Source organism: Paludisphaera soli (assembly GCF_011064595.1).
Classification (GTDB): Bacteria; Planctomycetota; Planctomycetia; order Isosphaerales; family Isosphaeraceae; genus Paludisphaera; species Paludisphaera soli.
On the sequence record NZ_JAALJI010000017.1, the window covers coordinates 130,173 to 154,832 of the forward strand.

The window sequence follows — 24,660 nt, forward strand, 5'->3', positions numbered from 1 at the left end:
GGTGAGCCCCTTCGCATGAAGACCACGCCCGCGACCACTCTCGAACGGGCCGAGCCCAGGATCGACCGGCCCCGCACGTCCCCCTTCCGGGCCGCGATGGGCTGCGAATGGCGGCTGGCGCGCGACGATTTCGCCTGGTGGGCCGCCGTCGCCTTGCTCGTCGGCTGCGTCGCCTACGCGATCCAAGAGGGCCGCGCCCGGATCGACGCCCGCGCCCGCGCGCTGGCCGAGGCCGCGCTCGACGAGGAGCGCCGGCTGGGCGCGCTGACGGTCCTACTCGGCCGGATCGACCGGGGCGAGGAGAAGGCCCCGGCGGCCCCCTACCGCGACCCCCGCAACGCGATCTACGTCGGCCGCGGCCAGGGCGCGGCGCTCGCCCACCTGCCGGACGCCCCGCTGGCGATCGCGGCGGTCGGCCTGTCGGACCTGTACCCCCAGGTGCTGAAGGTCTCGGCCGGCATCCGCGACGGCTTCCTGTTCGCCGACGAGATCGCCAACCCCGCCGGGCTGCTCCACGGCGGGTTCGACCTGGCGTTCGTCCTGGTCTCGCTCTATCCCATGCTGCTCCTGGCGGTCTGCTACAACGTCCTCTCGGGCGAGCGCGAGCAGGGGACGCTGGCGCTCCTGGCCGCGTCGTCGGCCCCGCTGGCGAGGGTGCTGCTGGGCAAGCTCGCCGTCCGCGCGGGGGGGCTGACGGCGGCGGCGATCGTCGCCGCCTGGGTCGGCCTGGCCCTGGCCCATCCGTCGAGCTTCCGGGGCGGCGGCCTGATGAGGCTCACCGCGTTCACGGGGGCCGTGGCCCTCTACGGCGCCTTCTGGACGGCCCTGGCCCTGTTCGTGAACAGCTTCCGGCGCGACTCGGCGTTCAACGCCGTGGCCCTGGTCATGGCCTGGGTCGTCCTGCTGCTGGTCGCCCCCGCGACGATCAACGCGGCCGCGCAGGTCCTCTACCCGGCACCCGCCCGCTCCGAGATGATCGAGGAGGTCCGCGCCGCGTCGGTCGACGCCGAGCGCGACCTCGACGCCGCCGAGGCCCGCTACCGCGAGGAGCACGCCGAGGCGAAGCCTGCCGGCGACGGCCGCAGCCGACGCACGCTGGAGGTCACCATCGCCGCCGACGCTCGCGCCGACGAGGTCCTCGCGCGGCAGGAGGCCCGGATCCGGGAGCAGCGCGCGCTCTGCGACCGCCTGGCCTTCCTCGCGCCGCCGATAATGTTCCACGACGCCCTCGCCGAGCTGGCCGGCAACGGCCACACCCGATGGGACGACTACCTCGCCCGCGTCGCCGACTTCCACGAGACCTGGAAGTCCTTCTTCGTCGACCGCGCCGGCCGCGACGCGAGGCTCACCGCCGACGACTACGCCCACTTCCCCCGCTTCGACCCCGACGCCTCCGGCCCCGCCTCGGCCGACGCGAGCGCCCGCCGCGTGGCCGCCTCCCTCGCCTCGATCGCCCTGGCCGCCGTCGTCCTCTTCGCCTGGTCCACCCGCCGCCTCGCCCGCGCGGGGTGAGCCTGGGGGGCGGTCCTGCCCGTCGCACCGGCTTGCTCGGCCTTGCCGGACCGTCGACAATGTCGCGAGCCGCGGGGTGTCGGCCCGCGCCGGGGCGTGGCTCGCCGTCGAGTACGCGGGACTCACAGCAGGTCGAGGACGCGATCATGGGCGGGTTCTACGGATCGATCCACGTCAGGACCGGGGACCGGCGACGGGTCCTCGACGCCCTCGCCGCGATCGCGAAGGGCTCGGAGCACCGCTTCCTGGCCTCGCCGCCGATCGACGGCTGGGTTGCGATCTATCCGAAGGGGAGCGGCCAGGACGAGGGGTTGTCGCGACGGCTCGCCCGGCGTCTCGGCGGCGACGTGGTCCACCTCATCTCCCACGACGACGACGTCTTCCTCTACTCCGTCCACCGCGACGGCAAGCTCGTCGACCGCTACAGCTCCCGCCCCGAGGTCTTCGGCGCCGTCTCGGCCGCGACCCGCCGCAAGCTCCGGGGCCGCCCGGATTCGTTCGCGGGCCTGTTCGGCGGGCCGGACGACCTCGACGCGGCCCGGGCGATGCTCGCCGATCCCGGCCGGTTCGTCCTCTCGTCCGAGTTGATGGTCGAGTTCGGCCGGCGGCTCGGGCTCCCCGGCGAGGTCATGACCAGCTACGAATACCTCCGCGAAGAGGACGCCGAGGAAGTGCCCGGCTGGGACGAGTTCGTCCACATCCCCGACCGGAGCCGCGAGGAGGCCCGGAGGCACCGGGCGGCGGCCGAGGTCGAGGAGCGCAAGCGTCGGCTGGCGCGGGACGGCGTGCTGCTCGCCGAGCGGATCAACCGACGCCCGGGCTCGGCGGGCGGATCCCCGCTCGCGTGCCCCGACCGGGACGGCGGATTCTGGGCCTGCGCCGACGCCGGGTACGGCGGGGGGCGGGCGGCCGTCGAGCGTTACGGCACGCCGTGGTCGGCCGGGCCGGTCGACGCGGGGCTCACGCTGGATGCCGCGGCGTGGGCGCTGGCGTCCAGCCCCTCGGGCCGCTACCTGCTCGCCTCGCACGGCGCGGGCGACGACGCGAGGATCGACCTGTGGGACATGGAAGAGGGCCGCCTCGTCGAAGCGCCCCAGCCTCCCTCGCTCCCCCAGAAGTATGGCTTCCTGCCCGACGAGTCGGGCTGGTTCGGCGTCTCCGGGCGTCTGGTCCTGGTCACGCCCATCACGGGCGGACGCGAGCCGACCGCCTTGGCCCTCGACCGCGGAGCCTGCGCCGCCGTCCACCCCTCCGGCGCGACGCTGGTCGTCGCCGATCGGCGGGACCGCCTCCAGTTCTTCGACCTGGCGACGGGCGACTTGGTCAAGACGCTGCTCGTGGGCGGGCCCTCTCGCCGCACGGGCCTGATGTTGCTGGTGGAACTCGTCCCCGCCCTCGCCGAGGCCCTCGCGCGGATCGCGGAGGAGCTGGACTTGCCGGCCGTCGAGGCCGGGGCGAGGGAGCGACGGGCCGAGGCCGCGCGACGGATCCCGGACCACCTGGTGCTCTCGGGGCGGATCCCGGACGAGCCGCGCGACGACGAACTGCGACGCGTGCGCGAGCTGAGCCGGGCGAGCCTCCTGGCCGCCCTCCAGGGCGAACACGAGAGGATGCTGGCCGCTGGCCCGACGAGCCTCCTGGGCTACATCCCCGCCGCGGCCGAGGCCGATCAGCTCGAAGCCCTGGCCGTCGGGTCCGTCGCCCCCCTGTGCCTGACGTTCGACGCCGAGGGCCGTTGGCTCTGCTGCGGGACCGATTCCGGCGTGCTGGCCTTCGCCTGGCGCGACCTCCTGACGGCGGTCGGCGAGACGCCGCCCCCGCGGTTCTCGGCCGAGGGCCGTCCGTTCGTGGACCCCGACGACGAGGACGAAGACGCGGTCGGGCCCCCGTTCCGGCACGTCCGAGACCTCGCGTACGACGCCCACGCCCGCCGCCTGCTGTTCGCGACGGCGGGCGGCGAGGTCGGCTTCCTGGAGCTTCCGGACGGGCGATCCGGGGTCCTCCTCGAGGTGCCGGGCCGGCCGCCGATCGCGAACCTGCACCTCTCCCGGGACCGCTCGGCGCTCGGCCTCATCGCCCGGCCGGACCTGTACGGGAGGCGGCGCTTCCGGCACCGGCCGTCCGTGCAGTTCTGGAATTACCCGGCGCTGGAAGAGGGGATCCGCCGATCCGAGGTCTCGGGAGCCTGAGCGAGACGGCAGCGATCGGGGCGCCGGCGGCGCCGGGCCGGGTCCCAATCGGCCCGGCGGAGGATCGCCTCGGCGACGATCCGGCTCCCCAGGCAGCAGGCGACGGTGCCGAGGCCGGGCCAGGTGCCGTCGCCGACGAGCCAGAGGCCGGGGATCCCCAGGTCGTGCGGGACGGCCTCCTGGTTCGCGTTCGCCCGCGAGAGCCGGACGCCGCCGACGGCCCCGCGCGGGCGCCGGGTGAACCGCTCGTACGTCCGGGGGGTCGCCACCTCGCAGACCAGGGCCTCGCGGCCGAGGTCCGGGTAGACGCGGCGGGCCAGCGCCACGAGGTTCTCCCCCGCCTCGCGCCGGCGCCCGGCGTAGGCCTCGGGCGACAGGCCCTCCCACGCGGCCAGCTCGCAGTGGGTGGAGATCATCACGGCCCGATGCCCGGCCGGCGCGCTCTCGGTATCGACGTGGGCGGAGACCGAGACGAACATGTTGTTGCCGTTTCCGAGCGGCCGGTCGTAGCTCTGCAAAAGCTGGTGGTGGGTGAAGTCCTGGCCGGCGACCTCACGCTCCGGCACCCCCAGGAACACCGCGATCGCCCCGCCCATCGCCGAGGCGTCGCGGCGAATGTACGGCGCGAGCGCCTCGGCCAGCTCGGGCGGGCCGATCGCCGACGCCAGGGCGGGGGGGACGGCCAGCACCACCCGCGCCGCCTCCAGGCGGTCGCGCCGCGTCGTCACCCGAAAGGCCCCCTCACGCCCTTCGACCCGCTCGACCGCCCGGCCCACCCGCAGCTCGCCCCCCAGCTCCCGATAGCGGCCGACGAGCCCGGCCCAGAACCCGCGCATCCCGCCCCGGGCGCGGCTCAGGCCGGCCCCCCGGATCGTGATCCCGAGCGCCGCGTTGATGCGGGGCGCGTCGGCCAGCGTGCTGTGCACCGTGTCCTCGACGAGCATCGCCAGCAGCCCGCAGAGCGGCCGGTCGTCCGTCAGCCTCGCGGACTTCAAGGCGTCGGCCATCGTCCGGCCCATGTGGCGGGCTAGGCCCAGGTCGCGCAGGCCGACCGAGCGCGCGGCCCGGACGACGTCGGCCGGCGACCGCAAGGGGAGCGCCGCCCCACGCCGGCTCGCCCGCCAGAAGACCGAGGCCAGGCGATCCAGGAGCCCCCAGAACGACCGGTGCGCCGGCGTGTCGCCGAACGCCCGCGCCCGCTCGACGGCCCAGGCCGACGGATCCCGGTGCAAGGTCACCCGCCGGTCCGGCAGCCACGCCCGATACCCCGGCAGATGCTCCCCCTCCAGCTCCGCCGCCCCGATCTCCCGCAGCAGCTCGCCGCCGACCCCGCCGGGACCGAAGTCCACCAGCGTCGTCGCCCCCACGTCGAACGCGAACCCCCGCCGCCGGAAGGACCCCGCACACCCCCCCGGCTGCCCGTGCGCCTCCAGAACCACCGTCGAAAGCCCCCGAGCCTGGAGCCTCGCCGCCGTCGCCACCCCCGCCAGCCCGCCCCCCACGATCGCCACGTCGTACATCAGTCCTCTCCTCGATCGGATCCAATTTGATCGACGGAGTGTATCGTAATGTCAGTATTTTCAGAAACAATGAAAATATCGGAAATCTCGGTGTGCGTGGAAGCGGCATAGGGTGGGGTCCGTCCACCTCCTCGATCCAGCGTGATGGGCAATGCCCACTCTACCCAGATTGCGCCATCTCCAGATATCGTGGCGTTTTACAGAGCCTCTCCGCCGGCCCAGGTGCGGAGGCAACGGGCCCAGGCACCCCGGTCCGGGGCGTCGTCAGCGGTGATCCAGGCGAGGACGTCCTCGGCGGAGACGGGGAGCCAGCGGCTGCGGGGGGCCGCTTCGTAGTGGGCGTCGGTCAGGCGTTCGATGCGGACGACCGCGCCGTCGAACCGCCAGACTTCCGGGACTCGCAAGGCGGCGTAGATGGCGGGGCGGTCGATGAGCGAGGGGGAGATGTCGATCTCGATCGCGAGGTCCGGGTTCGGATGGGCGGCGACGTCGTTCTCCCGACGCTTCAGGGCCGCCCGGGCGGTCGCGACCTTCTCCGCGTCGAAGAAGTAGCATTGGTCCGATTCGAGGCCGCGGCCGACGTCGGGTCGTTTCCAGGTGGTCTCGCCGAGGCCCAGGAATCCCGCCCCCGTCTCGGTCGCGACCTCCTCGACGAATCGCCCGAGGAGCGCCCGGAAGTCCTCGTGGAGCGGGCCCTTGACCAGGATCTCCATGTCCTCGCCGTCGTAGGCCGCGCGGACGCCGGAGCGTGCCGACAGGCCGTCGACGAACCGCGCGTAGAAGTCCCACGAGACGCCCGCCGCGCGGATGCGCGTCTCGCCTTCCGCTCGGACTTCGGATGCGTCCGGTCGGGTCGCCGTGGCCATCGCATCGCCCTCCGAGATGTTCGACGCTCTTCGCTCGACATCACCGGCCCGACAAGCCGTCGCCCGGATCCCGGCCGGTCCACGGGTTCTCCGAACCCGTGACACCCGAAAGGCTCCCCGCCCATCCCGGTGGTCTGGCCTGTCTGAGGAGTTCCGGGATTCCGATCGGCCACCTTGATTCCCGCTCCCCAGGCCGCGAACCGGGACCATGATGAGGGTGGGAGATCGCGTCGATCGCCCGGGCGAGGATCGGAGAGGGGGCCGCCGGGGGCGAAGAAAAATGGGTCGATTCGCGCCGAACGAAGCCAATTTTCGAGGCCTCGTTCTGAGGGTAATTCGTTTTCGCCGGGGAGTTTGCGTCGACGGACCGCGATTGGCTTCGTTCGCGGACGAAGCCAATCGCGGCGGGGGGTCACTGGTGGGCGAGGTAGGCCTCGACCATGAGGACGCTGGGGCCGGCGCGGCGGATGACGTTGAGGCGGGTGTCGGCGCTGGCGACCTCTTCGAGCTGCTCGGAGACGAACCACTGGAGGAAGTTGCTGGCGATGTGGTTCTTCTCGGCCAGGGCCAGGTCGACCAGGGCGTAGATCTGCTCGGTGGTCCTGACCTCGGAGTCGTAGGCGACCTGGGCGGCGTCGACGGCCGAGCTGAAGTCGTTGCGGGGCGCGGCGACGGCGGGGAACTTCGGGGTGGCCCCGGCGTCGAGGAGGAACTTCACGAACTTCATCGCGTGCTCGCGCTCCTCGTCGGCCTGCTTCGTGTAGATCTTGGCCAGGCCGAAGAGGGCCTCCTTCTCGAAGTAGGCGGCGATCGCGTAGTACTGGTGCGAATTGCCCAGCTCGTTCCCGATCTGGCGGTTGAACTCGGCTTCGATCTTGTCGCTGATGAGCATAAGGCCCCTCCCTCGGGCGTCAGGAATCGCGGGCGGGGCCGGGGCGCGCGGGGCGTCGGCTCGGCCGCCGGTGTTTCGCGTCGGTGTTCGTCCGACGAAGCGCCCAGTCTATCCGAACCGGCCGAAACCGGGGAGGCGAGTCGACGCGGCCCGGATGCGGGCGCGGGCTCACGAGTTGGCGTAGATCCGCCCGGCGCGGGTGCCGGTGGCCCACTTGGGGCGGCGGCGGAACCAGAACAGCTCCATCGCATGGGCGTGGTAGGTCAGGCCGACCATCCGCAGGGCGACCATCCCGCCGTAGAGCGTGAAGAACCAGAAGCTCCACAGGCCCACGGCCTCTTGCCACATCCGGGGGACCAGGAACAGGAGCGAGTACAGCCCCAGGCCCAGCCCCAGCAGGACCACGCTGGCGACGATCGTCGGCATCAGGTACGACCAGCCGATCCGGCGGATGGCCACCAGGACCGTCACCGGGTTGGCGGCGAGGATCGTGTCGTGCATGAGCGAGGCGGCCAGGGCCATCTGGGTGAAGCCCGTCCCCAGCACGATCAGGGCCCCCAGGACCAGGCCGGTGCGGGCGTCGACGCCGCCGTACCAGTTCCAGTAGGCGACGGCCGGCGGGCCGGCGACCGCCGCCCCCATGAGCAGCGCCCAGATCCAGCGGCCGATCCCCTCGGCCACGTCGTCGGGCGTCCACTCGGGCCATCGCGGGTGGTCGTTCTCCCCCATCGCGCTGGCGACCAGGACGTGGCCCAGGAACAGGAAGAGGTAGCCGACGACCATCGCGAAGCTGACGAGCATCGGGATGAAGACCGGCACCACCATCAGGCCGAGCGCCCAGTCGCTCTTGGTCAGCGGCTCCAGCACGGCGATGAAGTCGAAGACCGGCAGCGAGAGCACCCACAGTACGGGGGGGAAGAGCACGAGGAGCCCCAGGCCGGGGCCGTCGGTCAGGGGGTAGACCAGGCACTCGCCCAGGCCGGGGTTCGTGCGGGGGTGCCGCCAGCGTTCCAGCGAGTACGAGTCGTCCAGGCTGGAGCGCCTCACCACCCGGAGCGAGTCGGCCGCGTCGGCGTCATACCAGCGTTTGGCTCGCGACATGCCCGGTTCTGCTCCGCAAGAGGGCGCGAGGTGGAGGACGGCCGTCCTTGAGCATCCCAACGCAATTCCGGGGCCGGCGCAGGCCCGAACGGGCCGGACGCGCGAGGCCGAAAACGACCCCCAAATTATTCGGGATCGCGGCCCCGAAGGCCAGCGAAATCGCCCCGAGGCGCGCGGATCCGACGCGGGGCCGGCCGAAGCGCGACGCGGGGCGGGGCCTCAGCCCTTCTTCTTGGGCTTGGCGCCGGCCATCTGGTCGAGGATCTCGCGGACCTCCATCGCCTGCCCGGGGTCCAGCGGGTGCGACTTGAGGAGGTGCAGGACCAGGAGCCCGGGCTCGCCTTCGTAGAGCTTGTCGACCAGGCTGGTGACCCGGCGTCGGCGGACTTCCTGGGAGCTGATGGTGGGGCGGTAGACGAACGCCAGCTCCTTGCGGTCGCTCTCCACCAGGCCCTTGGTCTCGAGCCGGTCGAGGAGCGTGGCGACGGTGGCGTAGGACCACTCGCGACCGGCGGCCTTGAGGGTCTCCAGGGCTTCGCGGACGGTCGCCTGGCCGCGTTCCCAGAGCACTTTCAGGACGTCGAGTTCGGAGTCGGGGATCGTGGGGGGGCGTTTGGCCATCGCAGGTCGTCTCGGGGAAGGGGGGGGGTGGACGTCCTGCCCGGCCCGGCCGTGCGGGAGTGACGGCCCGACGGTCGAGACGTCGGGACCGGGCGGGTGTTCGGCCGCGGACGATCACCGTGGCCCATCCTAAGACAAGTGTCTCAGAACGTCAATCCCCCGCCGGGATTTCGCCCGCGGCGCGGCTTTCGCTTTCCGCGCCGATGTTTCCCACGGCGGGCTTGCATTCGGAGTATGATAATTCGGCAGCGGGGGACGAATCACCCCCAGACGCTCCGAATCCGAAGACGGAGCCGAGTCGCGACGCGGGGCGCGGGAGCCCGGCGGGGACGACGGATCAGGCAGCAGCAGGAGATGAGCAAGATGAAGAAGAATACGTGGTTGGCCTCCTCGGTCGCCCTCTCGGCGGCGGTCTTCGCCTGGGGATGCAGCGGCGAATCGGTCGAGTCCGGGATCGACAAGACCGGCCAGGGCATCCAGAAGGCCGGCGAGTCGGTCGAGAGCGGCGGCCACAAGCTCGGCGAGAAGATCGACGCCGCCGGCGAGGGGACCAAGCTGGAAGGCGCCGCCGACGCCGTCGGCCGCGCGGTCGACAAGACCGGCGAGGTCACCGGCAAGGGCCTGGAGAAGGTCGGCGAGAAGATCAGCGGCTCGGCCGAGAAGGTCGGCGACGCCGTCGATAAGGCCGGCGAGAAGATCAAGGACGCCAAGGACGCCACCGTCGAGAAGCTCAAGGACGCCAAGGAGGCCACCGTCGAGAAGCTCAACGAGCTGACCGGCAAGACCGAGGGCGCGGCCGAGAAGGCCGGGGCCAAGGTCGACGAGGCCGCCGACGCCGCCAAGGTCAAGGTCGACGAGGGCGTCAAGGACGGCGCCGCCAAGGTCGAGGAAGCCGCCGAGGCGGTCGACAAGAAGGCCGAGGAAGTCCAGAAGCCCTGACCGGGCGGCTTCCCCCTTCGCTCCATCCACGCCCCTCCCCGGCTGCGGGGAGGGGGCGATGGCCCTTCCCCCCCCGCCGCGAGCTCCCCGCGCGGCGCTTTTCGCTTGCACTCCGAAACCGCTCGGAGATACTGGATCCGAACGGCCCGTCCCCTTCCGCCCCGTCGCGGGCGGTCGGACGCCGAGGGCCGATGATTCGACTCGGGTCGGAGGGGACCGATGGGGCGCGTTCGATCGAGGGTCTCGCCGGCTCCGCGATGTCCCGACTGCGAGGCCGGGCTGGAGCCCGCCGGCGCCGGCCGGGGCGACCCCTCGCGATACGCCTGTCCCCTCTGCCGGGGCGTCTTCCGCGTCGAGCGGGTGGAACCGGCCCCGGCGACCGCCCCGGTCGAGCCCGCGCCGGTCCCCGCAACGCCCGGCTTCGTCCCCGCCGGGTCGATGAAGATGTGGTGGCGAGCCGTGGTGCTCTGGGTGCTGGAGAAGGTCTACTGGTCCGGGACCGTCGCCGCGGCCTGCGTCCTCCTGCTCCTGGGGGGCTCGTTCTGGGTGCTGGAGGGCTGGCTCCGCGGCGAGATCAACTCGTGGGGCGACGCCGTCGAGGCCCTCGGCGGGGCCTGGTTCCGGGTCGAGACCAACAACCCCGACGCCGACCTCGGCCCGGTCCTGGCGCGGGTCGACGCGCCCTTGCTGTTCGAGACGATCGACGTGGTCTCGCGACGCCTGGGCGTCCGGCCGCCGAGCCAGGTCCGGCTCTCGTATCTCCCCTGCTGCGGGGTGGTCGCCTGGGGACGCTCCCAAGCGCTCCTGGTCGGCCTGCCGCTGCTGCGGATCCTCAACCGGGCCGAGATGCGGGCGATCCTGGCGCACGAGCTGGCCCACCTGGCCCGGGGCGACGCCACCCGCGCGGCGCGTCGGGCGCGGTTCGTCGAGGGCCTGGAGCGCGCCGTCGAGCGTCGCGAGGCCGCCGGCCGGCTGCGAGGGCCCCTGGGGGCCTGGGCGCGGTACTGCCTCCGCGAGGCCTCCTGGCTGATCGAGCCGGTCGCCTGGGGGCAGGAGGCGCGGGCCGACCGGTTCGCGGCGCTGGTGGCCGGCGGCGGCGCGGCGGCCTCGGCCCTGGTCAAGACGGCGATGGTCCAGCCCCTCTTCCGCGAGGTCCTGGCCTACTACGACCCGGCCGACGCCGAAACCAACCTCTACGCCTTCTTCCGCGCCTTCTGGTTCCGCCTGCCCCCGGAGATCCACGCCGCGATGCGCGTCCGGATCCTCGCCGTCGACGGCCCCCACGACCCCGCGCACCCGCCTTTGGCCGACCGCCTGGCGCTCCTCCAGTCGTACCCCGACCACGTCCGCGGCCCCGGCGACTCGCAGGCGGCGAACACCTTCCTGGGCGACCTGGAGATCTTCGAGCAGATGCTCCACAACCGCCTGTTCGCCTCGACCGCGGCCGTCGAGCCTTCGGTCTACCACCGGGCGTACTCGTGACGGGCGAGCCTACGGGAACGTGAAGGAGAGCTTCAGCAGGACGCCGTTGAGCTTGGTCTTCCCCTCCGGGTCCTTGTCGTACCAGATCACGGCCGTGCCGGTGCCGGGCAGGCCGACGGCCCCCAGGGGGAACGTCGGCGATTCCAGGCGGGTGCCGGGGATCCGCAAAGACTTGTCCTGCTGCTCGCTGGCGACGCTCTCCATCCGGTCCATCAGGTAGGCCTGGGCGAACTTCGAGAGCTTGTCCAGGTCCAGGTTCAGGAGCGTGCCGGTGTCCGGCTTGCAGAGGGCCTTCACCTCCTGCTTCACGATGAAGCCGGGGCTCAGGTCGAAGGCCAGGCCCGCCCCGGCGGGCAGGGGCTTCAGGCCCCGGCTCGCGGCGAACTTGTTGAACCCCAGGCTCAGCAGGCCGCCGGTGATGTCGCACTTGCCCATCGTCGCGCCCTCCCCGCGGATACGAGTCCTCCTCCGATCAGAACGGTCGCCGGTCCGTCCGTGACGGCGAATCCCGCGCGCTTAGTACGAGTCGGCGCCCACCGTCTCGCCGCCGTCACGCGTGATCAGGGCGTACCAGACCTCGCGGTCGATCGTCCCGCTGATGTAGCGGGCGGAGCCGTCGGCGAAGGCGAAGTTCACGCCTCCGCCTCGGTGGTACGAGCCGCTGACGACCGTCCGGACGCCGGGCCGGTCGGGCGACTGCGGGGAGAGGCTGACGTCGAACTCACTGCCGGCGTAGCCCCCCACGGCCCATCCCTGGCTCGCGCGCTTCTCGCCCAGCAGGATTGTGGTCCCGAGGCCGTCGGCCACGTCGTCGGGTCCGATGGGCCTCGCGACCCCTCGCGGCGAGGGGAAGCCGATCGGCGTCATGACGCCTCGGTAGTTCCCCCGGGTCGCGGCGAAGTGGTCGCCGAAACCCGCCAGCCGCCCGCCGCCCCAGTTCGCCGCGTAGTCGCCGCGGGCGTACTCCACCCCCGCCGAGTAGGACGATCCGTCGGCCCTCCGCACCCGCTCCGAGGGGTTCCAGGTGAGGGGGGACTGCGGGTTGTCCGGGCAGACCTGCAGTCGCAGGAACGTCCCGACCACCTGTCGATTTGCCGGGGCGTAGCTCGCGACCTCGAAGTTGTAGGAGTGGGCGAGATCGAACTGGTCCAGGTCGTTCAGGATCAGGGCGGTCCACGCGTGCGCCAGGCCGCCGGCGGGGCCTCCCGTCGTGCTCGGGGGGAAGACGTGCTTTTGGATGGCGTAGTTGTTGATCGCCAGGGCGAGGTTTTGCAGGTTGCGTTGGCAGGTTGGACCATGACCTGATCGGGCCGATTGGATCATCGGAACGACGAAGAGGAGCAGGAAGCCGAGGACGGCGGTCAGCGTCAGCACTTCGACCAGGGTGAGGCCGGCTCGGCTTCGCATGGCGGTGCCCCTCAGGCTCGGCGATCGTCAGAGTCAGAGCGAGTCGGCGTTGACCGTCTCGCGGCCGTCGCGGGTGAGGACGGCGTACCAGGTCTTCTTGTCGATCGACTCGCGAATGGGGCGGACGGAGCCGTCGCCGAAGAGGAAGTTGACCTGGCCGGGGTGGAACGAGCCGCTGACGATGGTGCGGGTGTCGGGGGCGTCGCGGAGCAGGGGGGAGGGGCCCGCGTCGAACTCGCTGCCGGCGAAGCCGCCGACCGCCCAGCCCTGGCCGTCGCGCTTCTCGCCGACGAGCACCGTGTTCGAGAGCCCGTCGCGCACGTCCTGGGGCCGGATGCAGGAGGTCGGGCCGCGGACGGAGACGATGCGGACGGTCATCATCATGCCCCGGTAGTTGGTCTTCGTCCGGGTGAAGTCCTCGCCCAGGAACGTCTGGCTGCCGCCCCAGTTGGCCGCGTAGTGGTTGCGCGCGAAGGCTGAGCCGGCGGGATAGAACGAGCCGTCGATCCGACGCACGCGATCCGAGGGGATCGGGTCCGTCGCCAGCGGGCTCGCCGGGCAGAGGTACGCGGCGATCTTCGTCCCCACCGCCGTCCGGTTGGCCGGGGCGTGGTTCTCCCAGCGGAAGTTGTAGGCGCTGAACAACGCCCGCTGCTCCAGCTCCGGCAGGATCATCGCGAAGGCCGAATGCCCCACGCCCCGCCCCGCGCCCGCCGTGGCGCTCATCGGGAAGACGTTCTTCTCGACCTGGTAGGTGGTGATCGCCACCCCGATCTGCCGCAGGTTGTTCTGGCACTGCACCCGCGAGGCCGCCGACCGCGCCGACTGCACCGCCGGCATCAGGAGGGCGATCAGCACGCCGATGATCGAGATCACCACCAAGAGCTCGATCAGCGTGAACGCCCGTCGTCGTCGTGATCGTCGCATGGCGTCGCTCCCTCGTGCGGAGCCGTCGGGATCGGGGCGATCGAGAAATGCCGATCCGCCGATGCCTCGCCGGCCCCTCCATGATACGCCGACCCGCGCGGCGCGACCAGGGGGCCTCGTCGCGGTCGTCACCAGGCGTCGGCCTCGATCCCCTCGCCGCCGTCGCGGGTCGTCAGCGCGTACCAGACCTTGCGGTCGATCGCGTCGCGGATCGCCCGCACGGAGCCGTCGGCGAAGGCGAAGTTGACCACCCCCGGGTGATACGAGCCGCTGACGACCATGCGGACTCCGGGCCGGTCGGGCGACTGCGGGGAGAGGCCGACGTCGAACTCGCTGCCGGCGTAGCCCCCCACGGCCCAGCCCTGGCCGTCGCGCTTCTCGCCCAGCAGGATCGTGACGGCGAGGCCGTCGGTGACGTCGCCCGGCCGGACCGCACCCGAGGTGCCGGGCGAAGCGGCGGATGGCCCCGGCAGCATCAGGCCCCGGCGATTCCCGTTCACCCTCGCAAAATCGTCGCCGAAGCCCGGCAGTCGGCCGCCGCCCCAGTTGGCCCCGTAATGGCCTCTGCCGAAGACCGAGCCTGCGGGGTAGAAGGTGCCGTCGGCCCGCCGCACCTCCTCCGAGGGAAGATGGATTTGGGACGTCCAGTTCGCGGGGCAGGCGAAGATCCGGATGGTCAGGCCGACCACGTCGCGGTTCGCCGGGTCGTAATTCTCGACGTCGAAGTTGTAGGCGCTGCTATAAGGGTTGCAGTCGAGGTCCTGCATGATCTGCATCGCCCAGGAATGGTTCAGCGCCCGTCCCGGCCCGGTCGTCGTGCTGAACGGGAAAGCTCCCTTCCGGATGGTGAAATTCGCGACCGCCAGGGTTAGATTCCGCTGGTTGTCCCGGCACCCGACCCGATGCGACGTCGCCCGAGACGCCCGTATCGCCGGGATCAGAAGCGCCGCCAAGACGCCGACGATCGAAAGGACCACCAGCAGTTCGACCATCGTGAACCCGCGTCGTCGCATGGCGTCGCTCCCTCGTGCGGAGGCGTCGGGGAAGACCGGGACGCTCCGACGCCTTTCATCGTACGCCTGTCCGACGGTCAGAACCAGAGGGCCTTGTCGACGACGTTCCGCAGCGCCTCGCCGCGCGCGAAGCGGCCGACGTTGTCGACCAGGAGGGCCTTGTGGCGCTCGGCGACGACGGGGGAGTAGCCGGCGGTGTGGGGGGTGAGGATCACGTTCGGGAAGTCCCAGAGGGGATGCCCCGGCGGCAGCGGCTCCACCTCGTACACGTCGAGCGCCGCGCCGGCGAGCTTGCCGCCTCGCAGGGCCGTGACGAGGTCGTCCAGGACGACGATCGCGCCTCGGCCGATGTTGATGAGGTAGCTGTTCGGCCGCATCCTCGCGAGCCGGTCGGCGTCGAACAGGCGCTCGGTCTCGGGCGTGTGGGGGGCGGCGATCACGACGAAGTCCGCCCAGCCGAGCAGGTCGTCGAGGCGGTCGACCCCCTCGATCCGATCGACGTGGTCCGGCCTCTGGATGCGATCGGCGAAGGGGTCGACGCCCCGGATCGTCAGGCCGAAGGCCGAGGCCCGGCGGGCGACCTCCAGGCCGATGCCCCCCATGCCGACGATCCCCATGGTGGCGCGCGGCAGGTAGATCGTCGCCCGGTCCATCGCGTTGACCACGCCGGGGCCCGAGGCGAAGTCGACCCGCGCCGCCGAGCCCCCCTCGGGCTCGTACCGGCGTTCGAGCTGCCGCCGGGCGTAGACGTGCAGGTTGCGGGCGAAGCTCAGGACGTAGCCCATCACCTGGTCCGCGATCACGTCGCCGAACAGCCCCCGGGTGTTGGTGAGGGTGCAGGGGTGGTCGACGAGCGCGGGGAAGACGTAGTGCTCCAGGCTCGCCGTGAACGACTGGACCCATCGCAGCCGGTCGGCCTTCGCCAGCATGACCGGCGTGATCTTGCCGAGAAACCCGTCCGCCCCCGGCATCGCGGCCTCGGCCGATGCGGCGTCGGCCGCGTTCACGAACTCGACCTCCGGCGCGGCCGCGCGGAAGGCGTCCAGGCGATCGGCCTCGACGGCGGGATGGATGACGATCTTCATGGGTCGTGCTTCCGTCCAATTCCCTTCCCCCTCGGTGGGGGAAGGTGCCCCGAAGGGGCGGATGAGGGGGACCATCAAGGCGGACGTATCAACAAGCGACGGCTTTTCGAAAGGCCCCCCTCATCCGACCTGCGGCCACCTTCTCTCAGGGGAGAAGGACGATTCGCGACGGCCTGCCCGCCTTTTTCTCCGGGCGGTCTCCCGACTTGCCCCATCCGGCCGTTCGAAACGCGAACGGGGCGGCCGCATTCCTCGGGCGCCCCGTCGGGGTGGGACCTTCGTTCGTCGCTCGTTCGACGGGGGGGGCAGTCGTCGATGCCGAGGCGGTCGAGGAGCTCTTCGAACTGGACCTCCACCGGCCCGCCGGGGTTCAGCGCGGCGAGGCCGGTGCAGCCGTCGTTCACCAGGAGCGACTGTCTCCTGGCACGCGAGGCCGTCCACCGCCACGACGACGCCCGGCCGGGCTGGCCGCGGCACCGGGGCGGGCGGGGTGGGTTGCCGGCTTGCGAGGACCGAGGTCCGCTGACACTCCGTCCCGCTCACCCGGCCGGGAGCTCGCTCAACGCGGCGTGACGGTGACGATATACGTCGTGTCGATTGTGAAGTCGAACGGCGCGTAGGTGGCCTCGAAGTGGATCGTGTGCGTGCCCACGCTCAGCGGCGCGAGGAGCAGGAAGTATCCCTCGCTCACGGATGTGCCGGTCGCGGGGCCCGGCACCCCGATCATGTTGCTGGCCGGCACGCTGAATTCGTACTGCGGCGATTGCGTCCGATAGAGCTGTGGATCCCGGACGGGCTTGCCGTCGATCTCGGCGCTCACGTCCGTCACGTCGTCGATGAACATCCTGGCGCAGTCCGCCTGTTCGGCCGCATCGGCCCCGAAGAACGGGGGCGCTTCGAGGTTGGAGCATTCCACCACGATGAGTGGGAAGAAGAGCGCGGTGCCCGCGGGGATGGTCACGTCGATCGTCACGCCGCCGGGCAATCCCGGCAGGAACCGGATGCCTTTCTCGTCCCCGAAGAGTTCGCCGGAGAACACCGGATGGTCTCCGTCGACCACGGGGATCGCGAGGGCGGCCTGCTGCCACTTCGCCTGCCACTCCCCGTAGGTCAGGCCCTTGAACTTGGCGTGGGGCGGGATCACCCCGGGGTTCCGGCCGCCCCCCTGCCCGAACGAGGTCGTGGGGACGATCGCGACCAGCACGACGAGCGAGACCGATGCCAACCGCTTCGCGATGGGGCTCATCTGGTGTTTCTCCGGGGCCGATCGGCCCGCTTCCTGGAGAAGCGTCCCTGCTTCGAAGGCCCCCCGTCTCGACACCGAGGCGGGGACGGCCGCCGTCCGACGCCGAACGAAGCCCGGGGGAACCGCACGCCGAGAGCGACCGTCGCAGGACCCGCGTGCGCAGGGGCGAACCGGGCTAGGAAGGGTGCGAGGCGGCGCGCGGAAGAACGGACCGAGGCCACGGGACGGCGCGTCCGAGCGAAGTCCGACGGGAGGAGCGCGCCGTAGGAAGTTCGACCGGTGGATGTTGTCGGGCGGCCGGGCCGCATGCAAGGAAAATCGCTATTTTGATGTTAAAAAACAAAAACTGATCGATCGTCGCCGCGACGGCTGCCATCCGGCCCTCGGCCGGCCGACGCCGATTCCCGGACCGTGCGGCCCGCCGTGGACGGCCCGCGACCGACCGGCACGCTCTCGTGTCCGAGGCCGGCGGGACGCCCGTCCGCCCTCCCGGCCCGTCTTCAGCGGACCTCGCCGTTCGAAACGCGAACGGGGCGGCCGCATTCCTCGGGCGCCCCGTCGGGGTGGGACCTTCGTTCGTCGCTCGTTCGACGGGGGGGTCAGTCGTCGATGCCGAGGCGGTAGAGGAGCTCGTCGAACTGGTCGCGGTGCTCGTCGTCGGTCGAGTGGAGGTGCTCGGCCTCGGAGATGAACTTGAGGGTGTCGTCGCGGCGGAGGCCGTAGCCCTGGAGGATCTCCTCGAACGGGTCGAGGTCGTGGGCGTAGACGAAGAGGAGCTTGTGCTCGTCGAACTGGACTTCCATCGGCCCGCCGGGGTTGAGGGCGGCCAGGCCGGTGCAGCCGTCGTTCATCAGGAGCGACTCGTAGTCGTAGAGGGTGCTCTTGAGGATGACGGTGTCCATGTGCTCGCGGTAGAGGTCGGAGTGGGAGCCGGGCTCGGAGTCGTGGCTGGACTCCATCACCACGTCCACGACCTCGCCGAGCGGGTCGAGCAGGTCCATGAAGACGTCGAAGAGGCGGTCGGACGAGACCGAGGCGGCCAGCACGGGCATCTTGTTGCCGGACTCGGGGTCGCAATACACGTCGCGGCGGTAGCCTTCGCGGGGGACGACATCCAGGCCGATCGAGGGCCGGACGGCGTCGGTCAGCGAGAAGCTGCCGTAGCGTCCGACGCGGAGGTGGGCGTCGAGCTGCTCCTGGCTCAGGTCGTCGAAGCTGGTGCGGGGCATGCGGTCGGGATTGTTGCGCAGCACGCGCTCCAGGAAGCGTTGAATGAAGCTCATTGGAAAGGCCCCCCTCCTAAACTGCGTCGAACTAAGGGAATGTTTCGCTGAAAGTCCTCGGCTGCCGCGCCAAGCGGTCTCGGGACGACCCCGAGCCAAACCATCCCAGGAATCCGCTTGACACCGCGCCCAAGGGAGTCGAAACCCACCCCGGGGACGGTCGCCTTTCCATTGGCAACGCTTCATTCGCCGTACCGGCTTCAATATACCATGCGTGTCGCCCGCCCATCCCAGCTAACCGAGCCTGTTGATGCTTCCTCAAAGTCGCGATCGAATCAGGCGGTCGAGGCGTCGGATCCGCTTCGAGCCGACCTCGTTTCCGGGATCGTGCGGCGAAAAGCTCATACAGCACATCGGGCGCCAGAGTTTCGGCCGCATCCCCGGAAACCCTTGCCCCGGCAGCTCCTCGCGAAAACTTGAGCGGAGTTCTGGGAAAATATGGCCCCTGCCGCGAGCAAGTCAACCGTACAAGAAACCGGGGTTCATTTTGTAATCCTTTCCAGGGGGGCGGCAAGGCCGCGGCCGAGAAAGCGACGCCCCGGGGGTTTGGCGAAACGCCCCGCACGCCCCTCGGCGGAGTGCCGGATTAACGAGCCGGCCCCCGGCGCGTGACGCCGCCGGCGGGGCCTCGGGGACCGGGCGCGTCATGGCGTGCGGCCGACGCAACGTGGTATACTGCCGGCCGGTTTGCGGGGCGAGGCTCGCCCCGGGGGTCGTCGCGGAGCGGGAAGCGGAAAAGGGGCCGTCCATGAGCCTGGATCGTATCGACGCCTATCTCGAATCGCACGCGAGGGACTTCGAGGAGCAGCTCAAGGACCTGATCCGCATCCCCAGCGTCAGCGCCCAGCCCGACCACGACCCCGACACCCGCCGCGCCGCCGAGTTCCTCCGCGACGACCTCGCCGCCATGGGCCTGGACGTCGAGATCGTCGAGACCAAGCGGCACCCGATCGTCTACGCCGAGCGGCTGGCCGCCCCCGGCAAGCCGACGGTCCTCATCTACGGCCACTACGACGTCCAGCCGCCCGAGCCCCTGGAGCCCTGGACCTCGCCGCCGTTCGAGCCCACCGTCCGCGACGGCAACCTCTACGCCCGCGGCGCGACCGACGACAAGGGGCAGATGTTCACCCACCTCAAGGCCGTCGAGGCCTGGCTCAAGACGGCCGGCGACCTGCCGGTGAACGTCAAGATCCTGATCGAGGGGGAGGAGGAGATCGGCGGGGCCAACCTCGAGGAGTTCGTCGCGAACAACCCCGAGAAGCTCGCCTGCGACTACGCCGTGATCTCGGACACCAGCCAGTTCGCCCCCGGCAAGCCGGCCATCACCTACGGCCTCAAGGGCCTGGCCTACTTCGAGGTCCACGTCCAGGGGGCGAACCGCGACCTCCACTCCGGCACCTACGGCGGCGCGGTGGCCAACCCGCTCAACGCCCTGGCGACGATCCTCGACGGCCTCAAAGGCCCCGACGGCCGCATCCGGGTCGAAGGCTTCTACGACGCCGTCCGCCCTCTGGAAGACTGGGAGCGCGAGGCCTTCCGCAAGCTTCCGTTCTCCGAGGACGAGTTCCGCGACGAGTTGGGCGTGCGCGAGGTCTTCGGCGAGGAAGGCTACTCCACCCTCGAACGCAAGGGGGCCCGGCCGACCTGCGACGTCCACGGCCTCTGGGGGGGCTATTCCGGCCCCGGCCCCAAGACGGTGCTCCCCTGCAAGGCGGGCGCGAAGTTCAGCTTCCGGCTCGTCCCCGACCAGGAGCCGGCCGAGGTCGAGGCCCTGGTCCGCAGGCATCTGGAGAAGCACACGCCGCCGGGGGTGACGGTCGAGCTGATCAGCCACCAGGGGTCGCCGGCCGTGCTGGTGGACGTCGACAGCCCCGGCTTCCGCGCGGCCGTGAAGGCGATCGAGGCCAGCTTCGGCGTCGCCCCCCTCTTCATCCGCGAAGGGGGCTCCATCCCGGTCGTCGGCCTCTTGAAGAAGCACCTGAAGGTGGACACCCTGCTTTTGGGCTGGGGCCAGAACGACGACAACCTGCACGGCCCCAACGAGAAGTTCTCGCTGGCCGACTTCCACCGGGGGATCAAGGCGAGCGCCCACCTGCTCGACGAGCTTTCGCGGGCCACCTGACCGATCGGCCGGACCGGACCAGACCAGATCGAGAGACGAAGCGTCAGACCCGAAGACGACGCCGGCCCCGCGAGAGACCTCGCGCCGGGCGGGTCGTCCCCCGGCCGGGCTCGGGCCCGCGGGGCGCGTTCAAGGAAACTCCCATGCTCGACCTGAAATACGTCATCGCCAACCTCGACGCCGTCCGGCTCAACTGCCGGAACCGCAACGTCCCCGCCGACGTGCTGGAGGACCTGGAGCGGATCGCCGACCTGGAGGGGGACCGCAAGGTCGTCCTCTCGACCGTCGAGGACGTCCGCCGCCGCCAGAACGAGGTCGCCCAGTCGACCGGCAAGGAGAAGGACCCGGCGCGTCGGGCCGAGCTGATCGAGGCCGGCAAGCGCCTCAAGTCCGACGTGGCCGAGCACGAGGAGCAGCTCCGCAGCCTCGACGACGAGATCAAGCAGCGCCTCCGCCGGATCCCCAACCTCACGCATCCCGACGCGCCCGTCGGCAAGACCGAGGGGGACAGCAAGGAGCTGCGGAAGGTCGGCACGCCCCGCGCGTTCGACTTCCCGGTCAAGGATCATGTGGCGCTCGGCAAGGACCTGGACCTGATCGACTTCGAGACCGGCGGCAAGGTCGCCGGCTCGGGCTTCTACTTCCTCAAGAACGACGCCGTGCTGCTGGACCTGGCGCTCCAGCAGTTCACGCTCCGGAAGCTCATCGGCCGGGGGTTCATCCCCATCACCACCCCCGACCTGGCCCGCAACAGCATCCTCGAAGGGATCGGCTTCACCCCCCGCGGCGAGGAGACGCAGGTCTACTCGATCGAGGACACCGACCTGAGCCTCGTCGGCACGGCCGAGATCACCCTGGGGGGGATGCTCGCCGACGAGCTGCTCGACGAGGCGGCGCTGCCGATCAAGTACGTTGGCCTCTCGCACTGCTTCCGGACCGAGGCGGGCGCCGCCGGCCGGGCCAGCCGGGGGCTGTACCGCGTCCACCAGTTCACGAAGGTCGAGATGTTCGCCTTCTCCACCCCCGAGCAGTCGGGCGCGATCCACGCCGAGATGCTGGCGATCGAGGAGGAGATCTTCGGCGACCTGGGCATCCCGTACCTGGTCCTCGACATCGCCACCGGCGACCTCGGCGGCCCCGCCTACCGCAAGTTCGACCTGGAAGCCTGGATGCCCGGCCGCGGCGAGGCCGGCGAGTACGGCGAGGTCACCAGCACGTCCGACTGCACCGACTACCAGGCCCGCCGGCTCAACATCCGCTACCGCCCCGCCGGCCAGAAGGGGACGCGGTTCGTCCACACCCTCAACGGCACCGCCGTCGCCGTCAGCCGGGCGATCATCGCGGTGATGGAGAACTACCAGCGCGCCGACGGCCGCATCGACGTTCCCGAGGTCTTGAAGCCGTACATCGGCAAGGACGTGATCGGGTAAAATTCCAGAGGCTAAAGCAAGCACGCGAAACGTCGGCGTCATGCCTTCTCCCCTCGTGGGAGAAGGTGCCCCGCAGGGGCGGATGAGGGGGGCGAGGCGGTGAGCCGTCGCATCTTCGCCTCGTCCGCCTTGATGTCCCCCTCATCCGGCCTTCGGCCACCTTCTCCCACGAGGGGAGAAGGATGATCGACGACGGCGCTTGATTTGGAAGCCGGCCTGGAACGAACCCCAGAAAGGCCGCCGATGCCCCCTTCCCGCCGCCGAGTCTGGATCGCCGCGACGTTCGCCCTGGCGGCCGTCCTGGGCCTCAGGGGCTATCTGGTGTGGCGGCTGGGCATGACCATGGACGAGATGTACGGCACCGACGGCGTGCTGGAACGAGGGAGCCGATACGGGGCGATGCTGAAGGACGGCGTGGAAGCCATGGGAGAAGGGCGATACGAGGACGCCGAGCGGAGCTACCGACAGGCCCTCAAGGACGCCTATCGCGAGAACCGATCCGTGGAACCTCGACGGGTGGGGAGCGACGTGCCGCCGCTCGAAGGCCTCGGCGACGCGCTCGCCGCGCAGGGGAAGCTCGCCGAGGCTCGACTTGCGTTCGACCGGGCGCTCGCGGCGGGCGTAGAAGAGTGGGGGCGGGATGACGCCCGCCTTCAGGAGATCGCGAGGCGTCGCGACGCCGCGTCGAAGGACCCCGGGGCGCCCGGCCCCACCCCCTGAAACCAGACCGATGCTATCAGCAGGTCGATCCGACCGTCCGCGTCCGGAGGAGGGCGATAAATGCGAAACCCGCTGCTTGTGCCCGACCTCCGCGTGTTCCCGAGGGACCAGCACCCCGGGACGGGCGGAACCGACGATGCCGCCCCGCGGCGAGTCCAGCGGCAGGCCGCCTGCCGGGAGGTGGTGAGATGACGATCGCATCAGCCCTCGCGCGCGAACCGGCCTGGTATGTTAAAATCCCCTTCCTCGTCGGCTGCGCCCTGCTGGTGCTGTCCTCCCCGATCTGGCTGCCCTTCGCCTTCCTGGCCGCCTGGCTGGTCGCGCGGCTGCAGGACATCCAAGAAAGACGGTTCGTCCGACGGATGAGGAAGTGCGGCCGCTACATCGAGTGGGCCGACCTGGAGCCCGCGCTGGAGGCGGGCGACGGGACCCTTGTCTTCGAGCAGGGCTACAAGCTACCGGTCCGCGTCTGGTGGACGCCGGACGACCTGCTCGTTTCCGCCCCCTGTCCGCCCCTGACCGACGAGGAATTCCAGAGGCTCGCCATGAAGTCTCGGCCCCACGCGTTCGTCGCCTGGTGCCACCGGCGGTACACCGACGAGGAAAGGGGGGCGGCCCTGCTGACGTCCCCCGCTGACTTGCCCGACGGATATTACCTCGCGCCGGCCTTTCGAGAGCGATGCCCGAGAATCCGGGCGATCGACACCGTGTATTGTTATTTGGGCGATCGAAACTACGCCGCCTGAACGCGACTCAGCCCCCGGCCTGCCTCGGACCTCGGTCTCGTGGGCCGAAAGCCACACAAGAGACCCAGCCCGGAGGAGGGCGAAAATGCGAAACCCGCTGCTTGTGCCCGACCTCCGCATGATGCTCCAGGCGGGGGAGCAGGACGTGCTCCGCGAGTTCCTGGGGGACCAGCACCCCGGGCGCGTGGCCGAGTTCATCGAGGACCTGCCCGACGGCGACGGCGACTCCGTGTTCCGCATCCTGGAGCCCCGCGAGCGAGCCGAGGTCCTCAGCTACTTCGAGAACGACGAGCAGAACCGGCTGGTCGAGTCGATGCCCCCCAAGGAGGCCGCCGAGCTGCTCCGGGTGATGTCGCACGACGAGCGCGCGGCGTTGGTGAACCGGCTCGACGAGGACTTCGTCGACGAGGTCCTCCCCAACCTCGCCCAGGCCGAGCGCGAGGACATCCGCCGCCTGGCCGGCTACGAGCCCGGCACCGCCGGCGCGGTGATGACCACCGACTACGTCATCCTGCCGGCCCACATCACCGTCCGCGAGGCGCTGGAGCGGCTCCGCCACGAGGCCCCCGACCGCGAGACGATCTACTACTGCTACGTCGTCGACCACAACCGCCGGCTCATCGGCTTCGTCACCCTCAAGCGCCTGATCCTCGCCCGCCGCTCGGCCGTGATCGAGGAGATCATGCAGCGCGACGTGATCCACGCCAAGGTCGACGACGACCAGGAGCCCGTCGCCCAGACGATCGACAAGTACGACTTGCTCGCCCTCCCCATCGTCGACGGCGAGGACCGGCTGGTCGGCATCGTCACCCACGACGACGCGATGGACATCCTCCGCCGCGAGCAGACCGAGGACATCCTGAAGTTCGGCGGCGTCGCCCCCGACCCCGAGGCCGACACCGTCCCCTACTGGCAGAGCAGCGTCCTGACGACCGTCCGCCGCCGCATCAAGTGGCTGATGCTGTTGTTCCTGGCCGAGAACCTCACGACGCCGGTGAACGAGCACTTCCAGTGGACGATGGACTCCGGCCAGGCCCCGGCGCTCTTCTTCTTCATGGCGCTTTTGACCGGCACCGGCGGCAACGCCGGCAGCCAGACGGTCGGCACGGTGATCCGGGGGATGGCGCTGGGCGAGATCAAGCTCTCGCAGACCCTGGCCGTCGTCGCCCGCGAGTGGCTCAACGGCCTCTGCCTGGGCTTGATGCTGGGGACGGCGGGCTTCTTCTACATCCACTTCTGGCGCCATCAGCCGTGGGACGTGTCGGGGGTGGTCGGCCTCTCGCTGTTCGGCGTCTGCATGTGGTCGAACGTCATCGGCTCGCTCGTCCCCCTGGCCGCCCGCCGCGTGGGGATCGACCCGGCCGTCGTCTCCGCGCCGTTCATCAGCACCCTCGTGGATGCCACGGGGCTGGTGATCTACTTCACCATCGCCATCTTCCTGCTGGGGCTGGTCAAGCACTGACGAGGGGCTCAACGGCCTCCGACGCTGCTCACGCGTCTTCCCTTCACCCTCGGTGGGCATCCCTGTCTACACAAGTCTGCGCTACGAGGAGTTGAAG

21 protein-coding genes are annotated in these 24,660 nt (G+C 70.7%); 9 read left to right on the forward strand and 12 right to left on the reverse strand.

The window, feature by feature from the left end; genetic code table 11:
- Positions 1-15: 15 nt before the first annotated feature.
- Together G6O68_RS20405 and G6O68_RS20410 are read left to right on the forward strand one after the other, a co-directional pair.
- Positions 16-1,512, forward strand: a complete 1,497-nt coding sequence (locus G6O68_RS20405; RefSeq protein WP_165250490.1) for a DUF3526 domain-containing protein — start codon at positions 16-18, stop codon at positions 1,510-1,512.
- Between the two features lie 146 nt (positions 1,513-1,658).
- A complete protein-coding gene (locus tag G6O68_RS20410) occupies positions 1,659-3,701 on the forward strand; it encodes a hypothetical protein (RefSeq protein WP_165250491.1) in 2,043 nt (680 codons plus the stop codon).
- On the opposite strand, the gene G6O68_RS20415 is transcribed toward G6O68_RS20410, so the two are convergent.
- The 5 genes from G6O68_RS20415 to G6O68_RS20435 all read right to left on the reverse strand — a co-directional run bounded on the left by G6O68_RS20415 (position 3,650) and on the right by G6O68_RS20435 (position 8,701).
- A complete protein-coding gene (locus G6O68_RS20415) occupies positions 3,650-5,221 on the reverse strand; it encodes a phytoene desaturase family protein (RefSeq protein WP_165250492.1) in 1,572 nt (523 codons plus the stop codon). The genes G6O68_RS20410 and G6O68_RS20415 overlap by 52 nt on opposite strands.
- 197 nt (positions 5,222-5,418) lie before the next feature.
- Complete coding sequence (locus G6O68_RS20420; RefSeq protein ID WP_165250493.1) at positions 5,419-6,087, reverse strand: Uma2 family endonuclease; 669 nt, start codon at positions 6,085-6,087, stop codon at positions 5,419-5,421.
- Positions 6,088-6,499: 412 nt separating this feature from the next.
- On the reverse strand, positions 6,500-6,979 hold the full coding sequence (locus G6O68_RS20425) for a ferritin (protein WP_165250494.1): 480 nt from the start codon (positions 6,977-6,979) through the stop codon (positions 6,500-6,502).
- 168 nt (positions 6,980-7,147) lie between these two features.
- Positions 7,148-8,080, reverse strand: coding sequence for a hypothetical protein (locus G6O68_RS20430; protein ID WP_165250495.1), 933 nt, complete (start codon positions 8,078-8,080; stop codon positions 7,148-7,150).
- Between the two features lie 219 nt (positions 8,081-8,299).
- Positions 8,300-8,701, reverse strand: a complete 402-nt coding sequence (locus G6O68_RS20435) for a BlaI/MecI/CopY family transcriptional regulator (protein WP_165250496.1) — start codon at positions 8,699-8,701, stop codon at positions 8,300-8,302.
- 363 nt (positions 8,702-9,064) lie between these two features.
- On the opposite strand from G6O68_RS20435, the gene G6O68_RS20440 reads away from it, so the two are divergent.
- Together G6O68_RS20440 and G6O68_RS20445 are read left to right on the forward strand one after the other, a co-directional pair.
- Positions 9,065-9,640, forward strand: a complete 576-nt coding sequence (locus G6O68_RS20440; protein ID WP_165250497.1) for a hypothetical protein — start codon at positions 9,065-9,067, stop codon at positions 9,638-9,640.
- A 219-nt stretch (positions 9,641-9,859) separates the two neighbouring features.
- On the forward strand, positions 9,860-11,122 hold the full coding sequence (locus tag G6O68_RS20445; RefSeq protein WP_165250498.1) for a M48 family metallopeptidase: 1,263 nt from the start codon (positions 9,860-9,862) through the stop codon (positions 11,120-11,122).
- 9 nt (positions 11,123-11,131) lie between these two features.
- Here the strand turns inward: G6O68_RS20445 and G6O68_RS20450 are convergent, their stop codons facing one another.
- The 7 genes from G6O68_RS20450 to G6O68_RS20480 form a co-directional block, all read right to left on the reverse strand.
- Positions 11,132-11,557, reverse strand: a complete 426-nt coding sequence (locus tag G6O68_RS20450) for a hypothetical protein (protein WP_165250499.1) — start codon at positions 11,555-11,557, stop codon at positions 11,132-11,134.
- 81 nt (positions 11,558-11,638) lie between these two features.
- Positions 11,639-12,529, reverse strand: a complete 891-nt coding sequence (locus G6O68_RS20455) for a DUF1559 family PulG-like putative transporter (protein WP_165250500.1) — start codon at positions 12,527-12,529, stop codon at positions 11,639-11,641.
- A gap of 33 nt (positions 12,530-12,562) precedes the next feature.
- On the reverse strand, positions 12,563-13,456 hold the full coding sequence (locus tag G6O68_RS20460; RefSeq protein ID WP_165250516.1) for a DUF1559 domain-containing protein: 894 nt from the start codon (positions 13,454-13,456) through the stop codon (positions 12,563-12,565).
- Between the two features lie 128 nt (positions 13,457-13,584).
- Positions 13,585-14,469: a DUF1559 family PulG-like putative transporter gene (locus tag G6O68_RS20465; protein ID WP_165250501.1), complete on the reverse strand. Its 885-nt coding sequence runs from the start codon at positions 14,467-14,469 to the stop codon at positions 13,585-13,587.
- A gap of 77 nt (positions 14,470-14,546) precedes the next feature.
- Positions 14,547-15,554: a D-2-hydroxyacid dehydrogenase gene (locus tag G6O68_RS20470; protein ID WP_165250502.1), complete on the reverse strand. Its 1,008-nt coding sequence runs from the start codon at positions 15,552-15,554 to the stop codon at positions 14,547-14,549.
- 559 nt (positions 15,555-16,113) lie between these two features.
- Positions 16,114-16,800 (reverse strand): hypothetical protein, encoded by a 687-nt coding sequence (locus tag G6O68_RS20475; RefSeq protein WP_165250503.1) that lies wholly within the window; start codon positions 16,798-16,800, stop codon positions 16,114-16,116.
- A 599-nt stretch (positions 16,801-17,399) separates the two neighbouring features.
- Positions 17,400-18,083, reverse strand: coding sequence for a hypothetical protein (locus G6O68_RS20480; RefSeq protein ID WP_165250504.1), 684 nt, complete (start codon positions 18,081-18,083; stop codon positions 17,400-17,402).
- 748 nt (positions 18,084-18,831) lie between these two features.
- Here G6O68_RS20480 and G6O68_RS20485 point away from each other — a divergent pair.
- The 5 genes from G6O68_RS20485 (at position 18,832) to mgtE (ending at position 24,563) form a co-directional block, all read left to right on the forward strand.
- Positions 18,832-20,205 carry a dipeptidase gene (locus G6O68_RS20485; RefSeq protein ID WP_165250505.1) on the forward strand — a complete coding sequence of 458 codons (1,374 nt, stop codon included), beginning with the start codon at positions 18,832-18,834 and terminating at the stop codon, positions 20,203-20,205.
- Between the two features lie 143 nt (positions 20,206-20,348).
- Entirely contained in the window at positions 20,349-21,635 is a 1,287-nt protein-coding gene (serS, locus tag G6O68_RS20490) for a serine--tRNA ligase (RefSeq protein ID WP_165250506.1), read from the forward strand.
- A gap of 243 nt (positions 21,636-21,878) precedes the next feature.
- Positions 21,879-22,355 (forward strand): hypothetical protein, encoded by a 477-nt coding sequence (locus G6O68_RS20495; RefSeq protein ID WP_165250507.1) that lies wholly within the window; start codon positions 21,879-21,881, stop codon positions 22,353-22,355.
- A gap of 188 nt (positions 22,356-22,543) precedes the next feature.
- The gene (locus G6O68_RS20500) at positions 22,544-23,101 is read left to right on the forward strand and encodes a hypothetical protein (RefSeq protein ID WP_165250508.1); all 558 of its coding nucleotides are present in this window, start codon (positions 22,544-22,546) and stop codon (positions 23,099-23,101) included.
- 85 nt (positions 23,102-23,186) lie between these two features.
- Complete coding sequence (gene mgtE, locus G6O68_RS20505) at positions 23,187-24,563, forward strand: magnesium transporter (protein ID WP_165250509.1); 1,377 nt, start codon at positions 23,187-23,189, stop codon at positions 24,561-24,563.
- Positions 24,564-24,660 lie beyond the last annotated feature (97 nt).

Excerpts from the sequence above, each read along its gene's own strand:
- G6O68_RS20435 (WP_165250496.1), bottom strand. The coding sequence starts at position 8,701 with ATGGCCAAACGCCCCCCCACGATCCCCGACTCCGAACTCGACGTCCTG.
- G6O68_RS20440 (WP_165250497.1), top strand. The coding sequence starts at position 9,065 with ATGAAGAAGAATACGTGGTTGGCCTCCTCGGTCGCCCTCTCGGCGGCG.
- G6O68_RS20475 (WP_165250503.1), bottom strand. The coding sequence starts at position 16,800 with ATGAGCCCCATCGCGAAGCGGTTGGCATCGGTCTCGCTCGTCGTGCTG.
- G6O68_RS20445 (WP_165250498.1), top strand. The coding sequence starts at position 9,860 with ATGGGGCGCGTTCGATCGAGGGTCTCGCCGGCTCCGCGATGTCCCGAC.
- G6O68_RS20455 (WP_165250500.1), bottom strand. The coding sequence starts at position 12,529 with ATGCGAAGCCGAGCCGGCCTCACCCTGGTCGAAGTGCTGACGCTGACC.
- G6O68_RS20425 (WP_165250494.1), bottom strand. The coding sequence starts at position 6,979 with ATGCTCATCAGCGACAAGATCGAAGCCGAGTTCAACCGCCAGATCGGG.
- G6O68_RS20420 (WP_165250493.1), bottom strand. The coding sequence starts at position 6,087 with ATGGCCACGGCGACCCGACCGGACGCATCCGAAGTCCGAGCGGAAGGC.
- G6O68_RS20410 (WP_165250491.1), top strand. The coding sequence starts at position 1,659 with ATGGGCGGGTTCTACGGATCGATCCACGTCAGGACCGGGGACCGGCGA.
- G6O68_RS20415 (WP_165250492.1), bottom strand. The coding sequence starts at position 5,221 with ATGTACGACGTGGCGATCGTGGGGGGCGGGCTGGCGGGGGTGGCGACG.
- G6O68_RS20500 (WP_165250508.1), top strand. The coding sequence starts at position 22,544 with ATGACGATCGCATCAGCCCTCGCGCGCGAACCGGCCTGGTATGTTAAA.
- G6O68_RS20460 (WP_165250516.1), bottom strand. The coding sequence starts at position 13,456 with ATGCGACGATCACGACGACGACGGGCGTTCACGCTGATCGAGCTCTTG.
- G6O68_RS20405 (WP_165250490.1), top strand. The coding sequence starts at position 16 with ATGAAGACCACGCCCGCGACCACTCTCGAACGGGCCGAGCCCAGGATC.
- G6O68_RS20470 (WP_165250502.1), bottom strand. The coding sequence starts at position 15,554 with ATGAAGATCGTCATCCATCCCGCCGTCGAGGCCGATCGCCTGGACGCC.
- mgtE (WP_165250509.1), top strand. The coding sequence starts at position 23,187 with ATGCGAAACCCGCTGCTTGTGCCCGACCTCCGCATGATGCTCCAGGCG.
- serS (WP_165250506.1), top strand. The coding sequence starts at position 20,349 with ATGCTCGACCTGAAATACGTCATCGCCAACCTCGACGCCGTCCGGCTC.
- G6O68_RS20465 (WP_165250501.1), bottom strand. The coding sequence starts at position 14,469 with ATGCGACGACGCGGGTTCACGATGGTCGAACTGCTGGTGGTCCTTTCG.
- G6O68_RS20480 (WP_165250504.1), bottom strand. The coding sequence starts at position 18,083 with ATGAGCTTCATTCAACGCTTCCTGGAGCGCGTGCTGCGCAACAATCCC.
- G6O68_RS20485 (WP_165250505.1), top strand. The coding sequence starts at position 18,832 with ATGAGCCTGGATCGTATCGACGCCTATCTCGAATCGCACGCGAGGGAC.
- G6O68_RS20430 (WP_165250495.1), bottom strand. The coding sequence starts at position 8,080 with ATGTCGCGAGCCAAACGCTGGTATGACGCCGACGCGGCCGACTCGCTC.
- G6O68_RS20450 (WP_165250499.1), bottom strand. The coding sequence starts at position 11,557 with ATGGGCAAGTGCGACATCACCGGCGGCCTGCTGAGCCTGGGGTTCAAC.
- G6O68_RS20495 (WP_165250507.1), top strand. The coding sequence starts at position 21,879 with ATGCCCCCTTCCCGCCGCCGAGTCTGGATCGCCGCGACGTTCGCCCTG.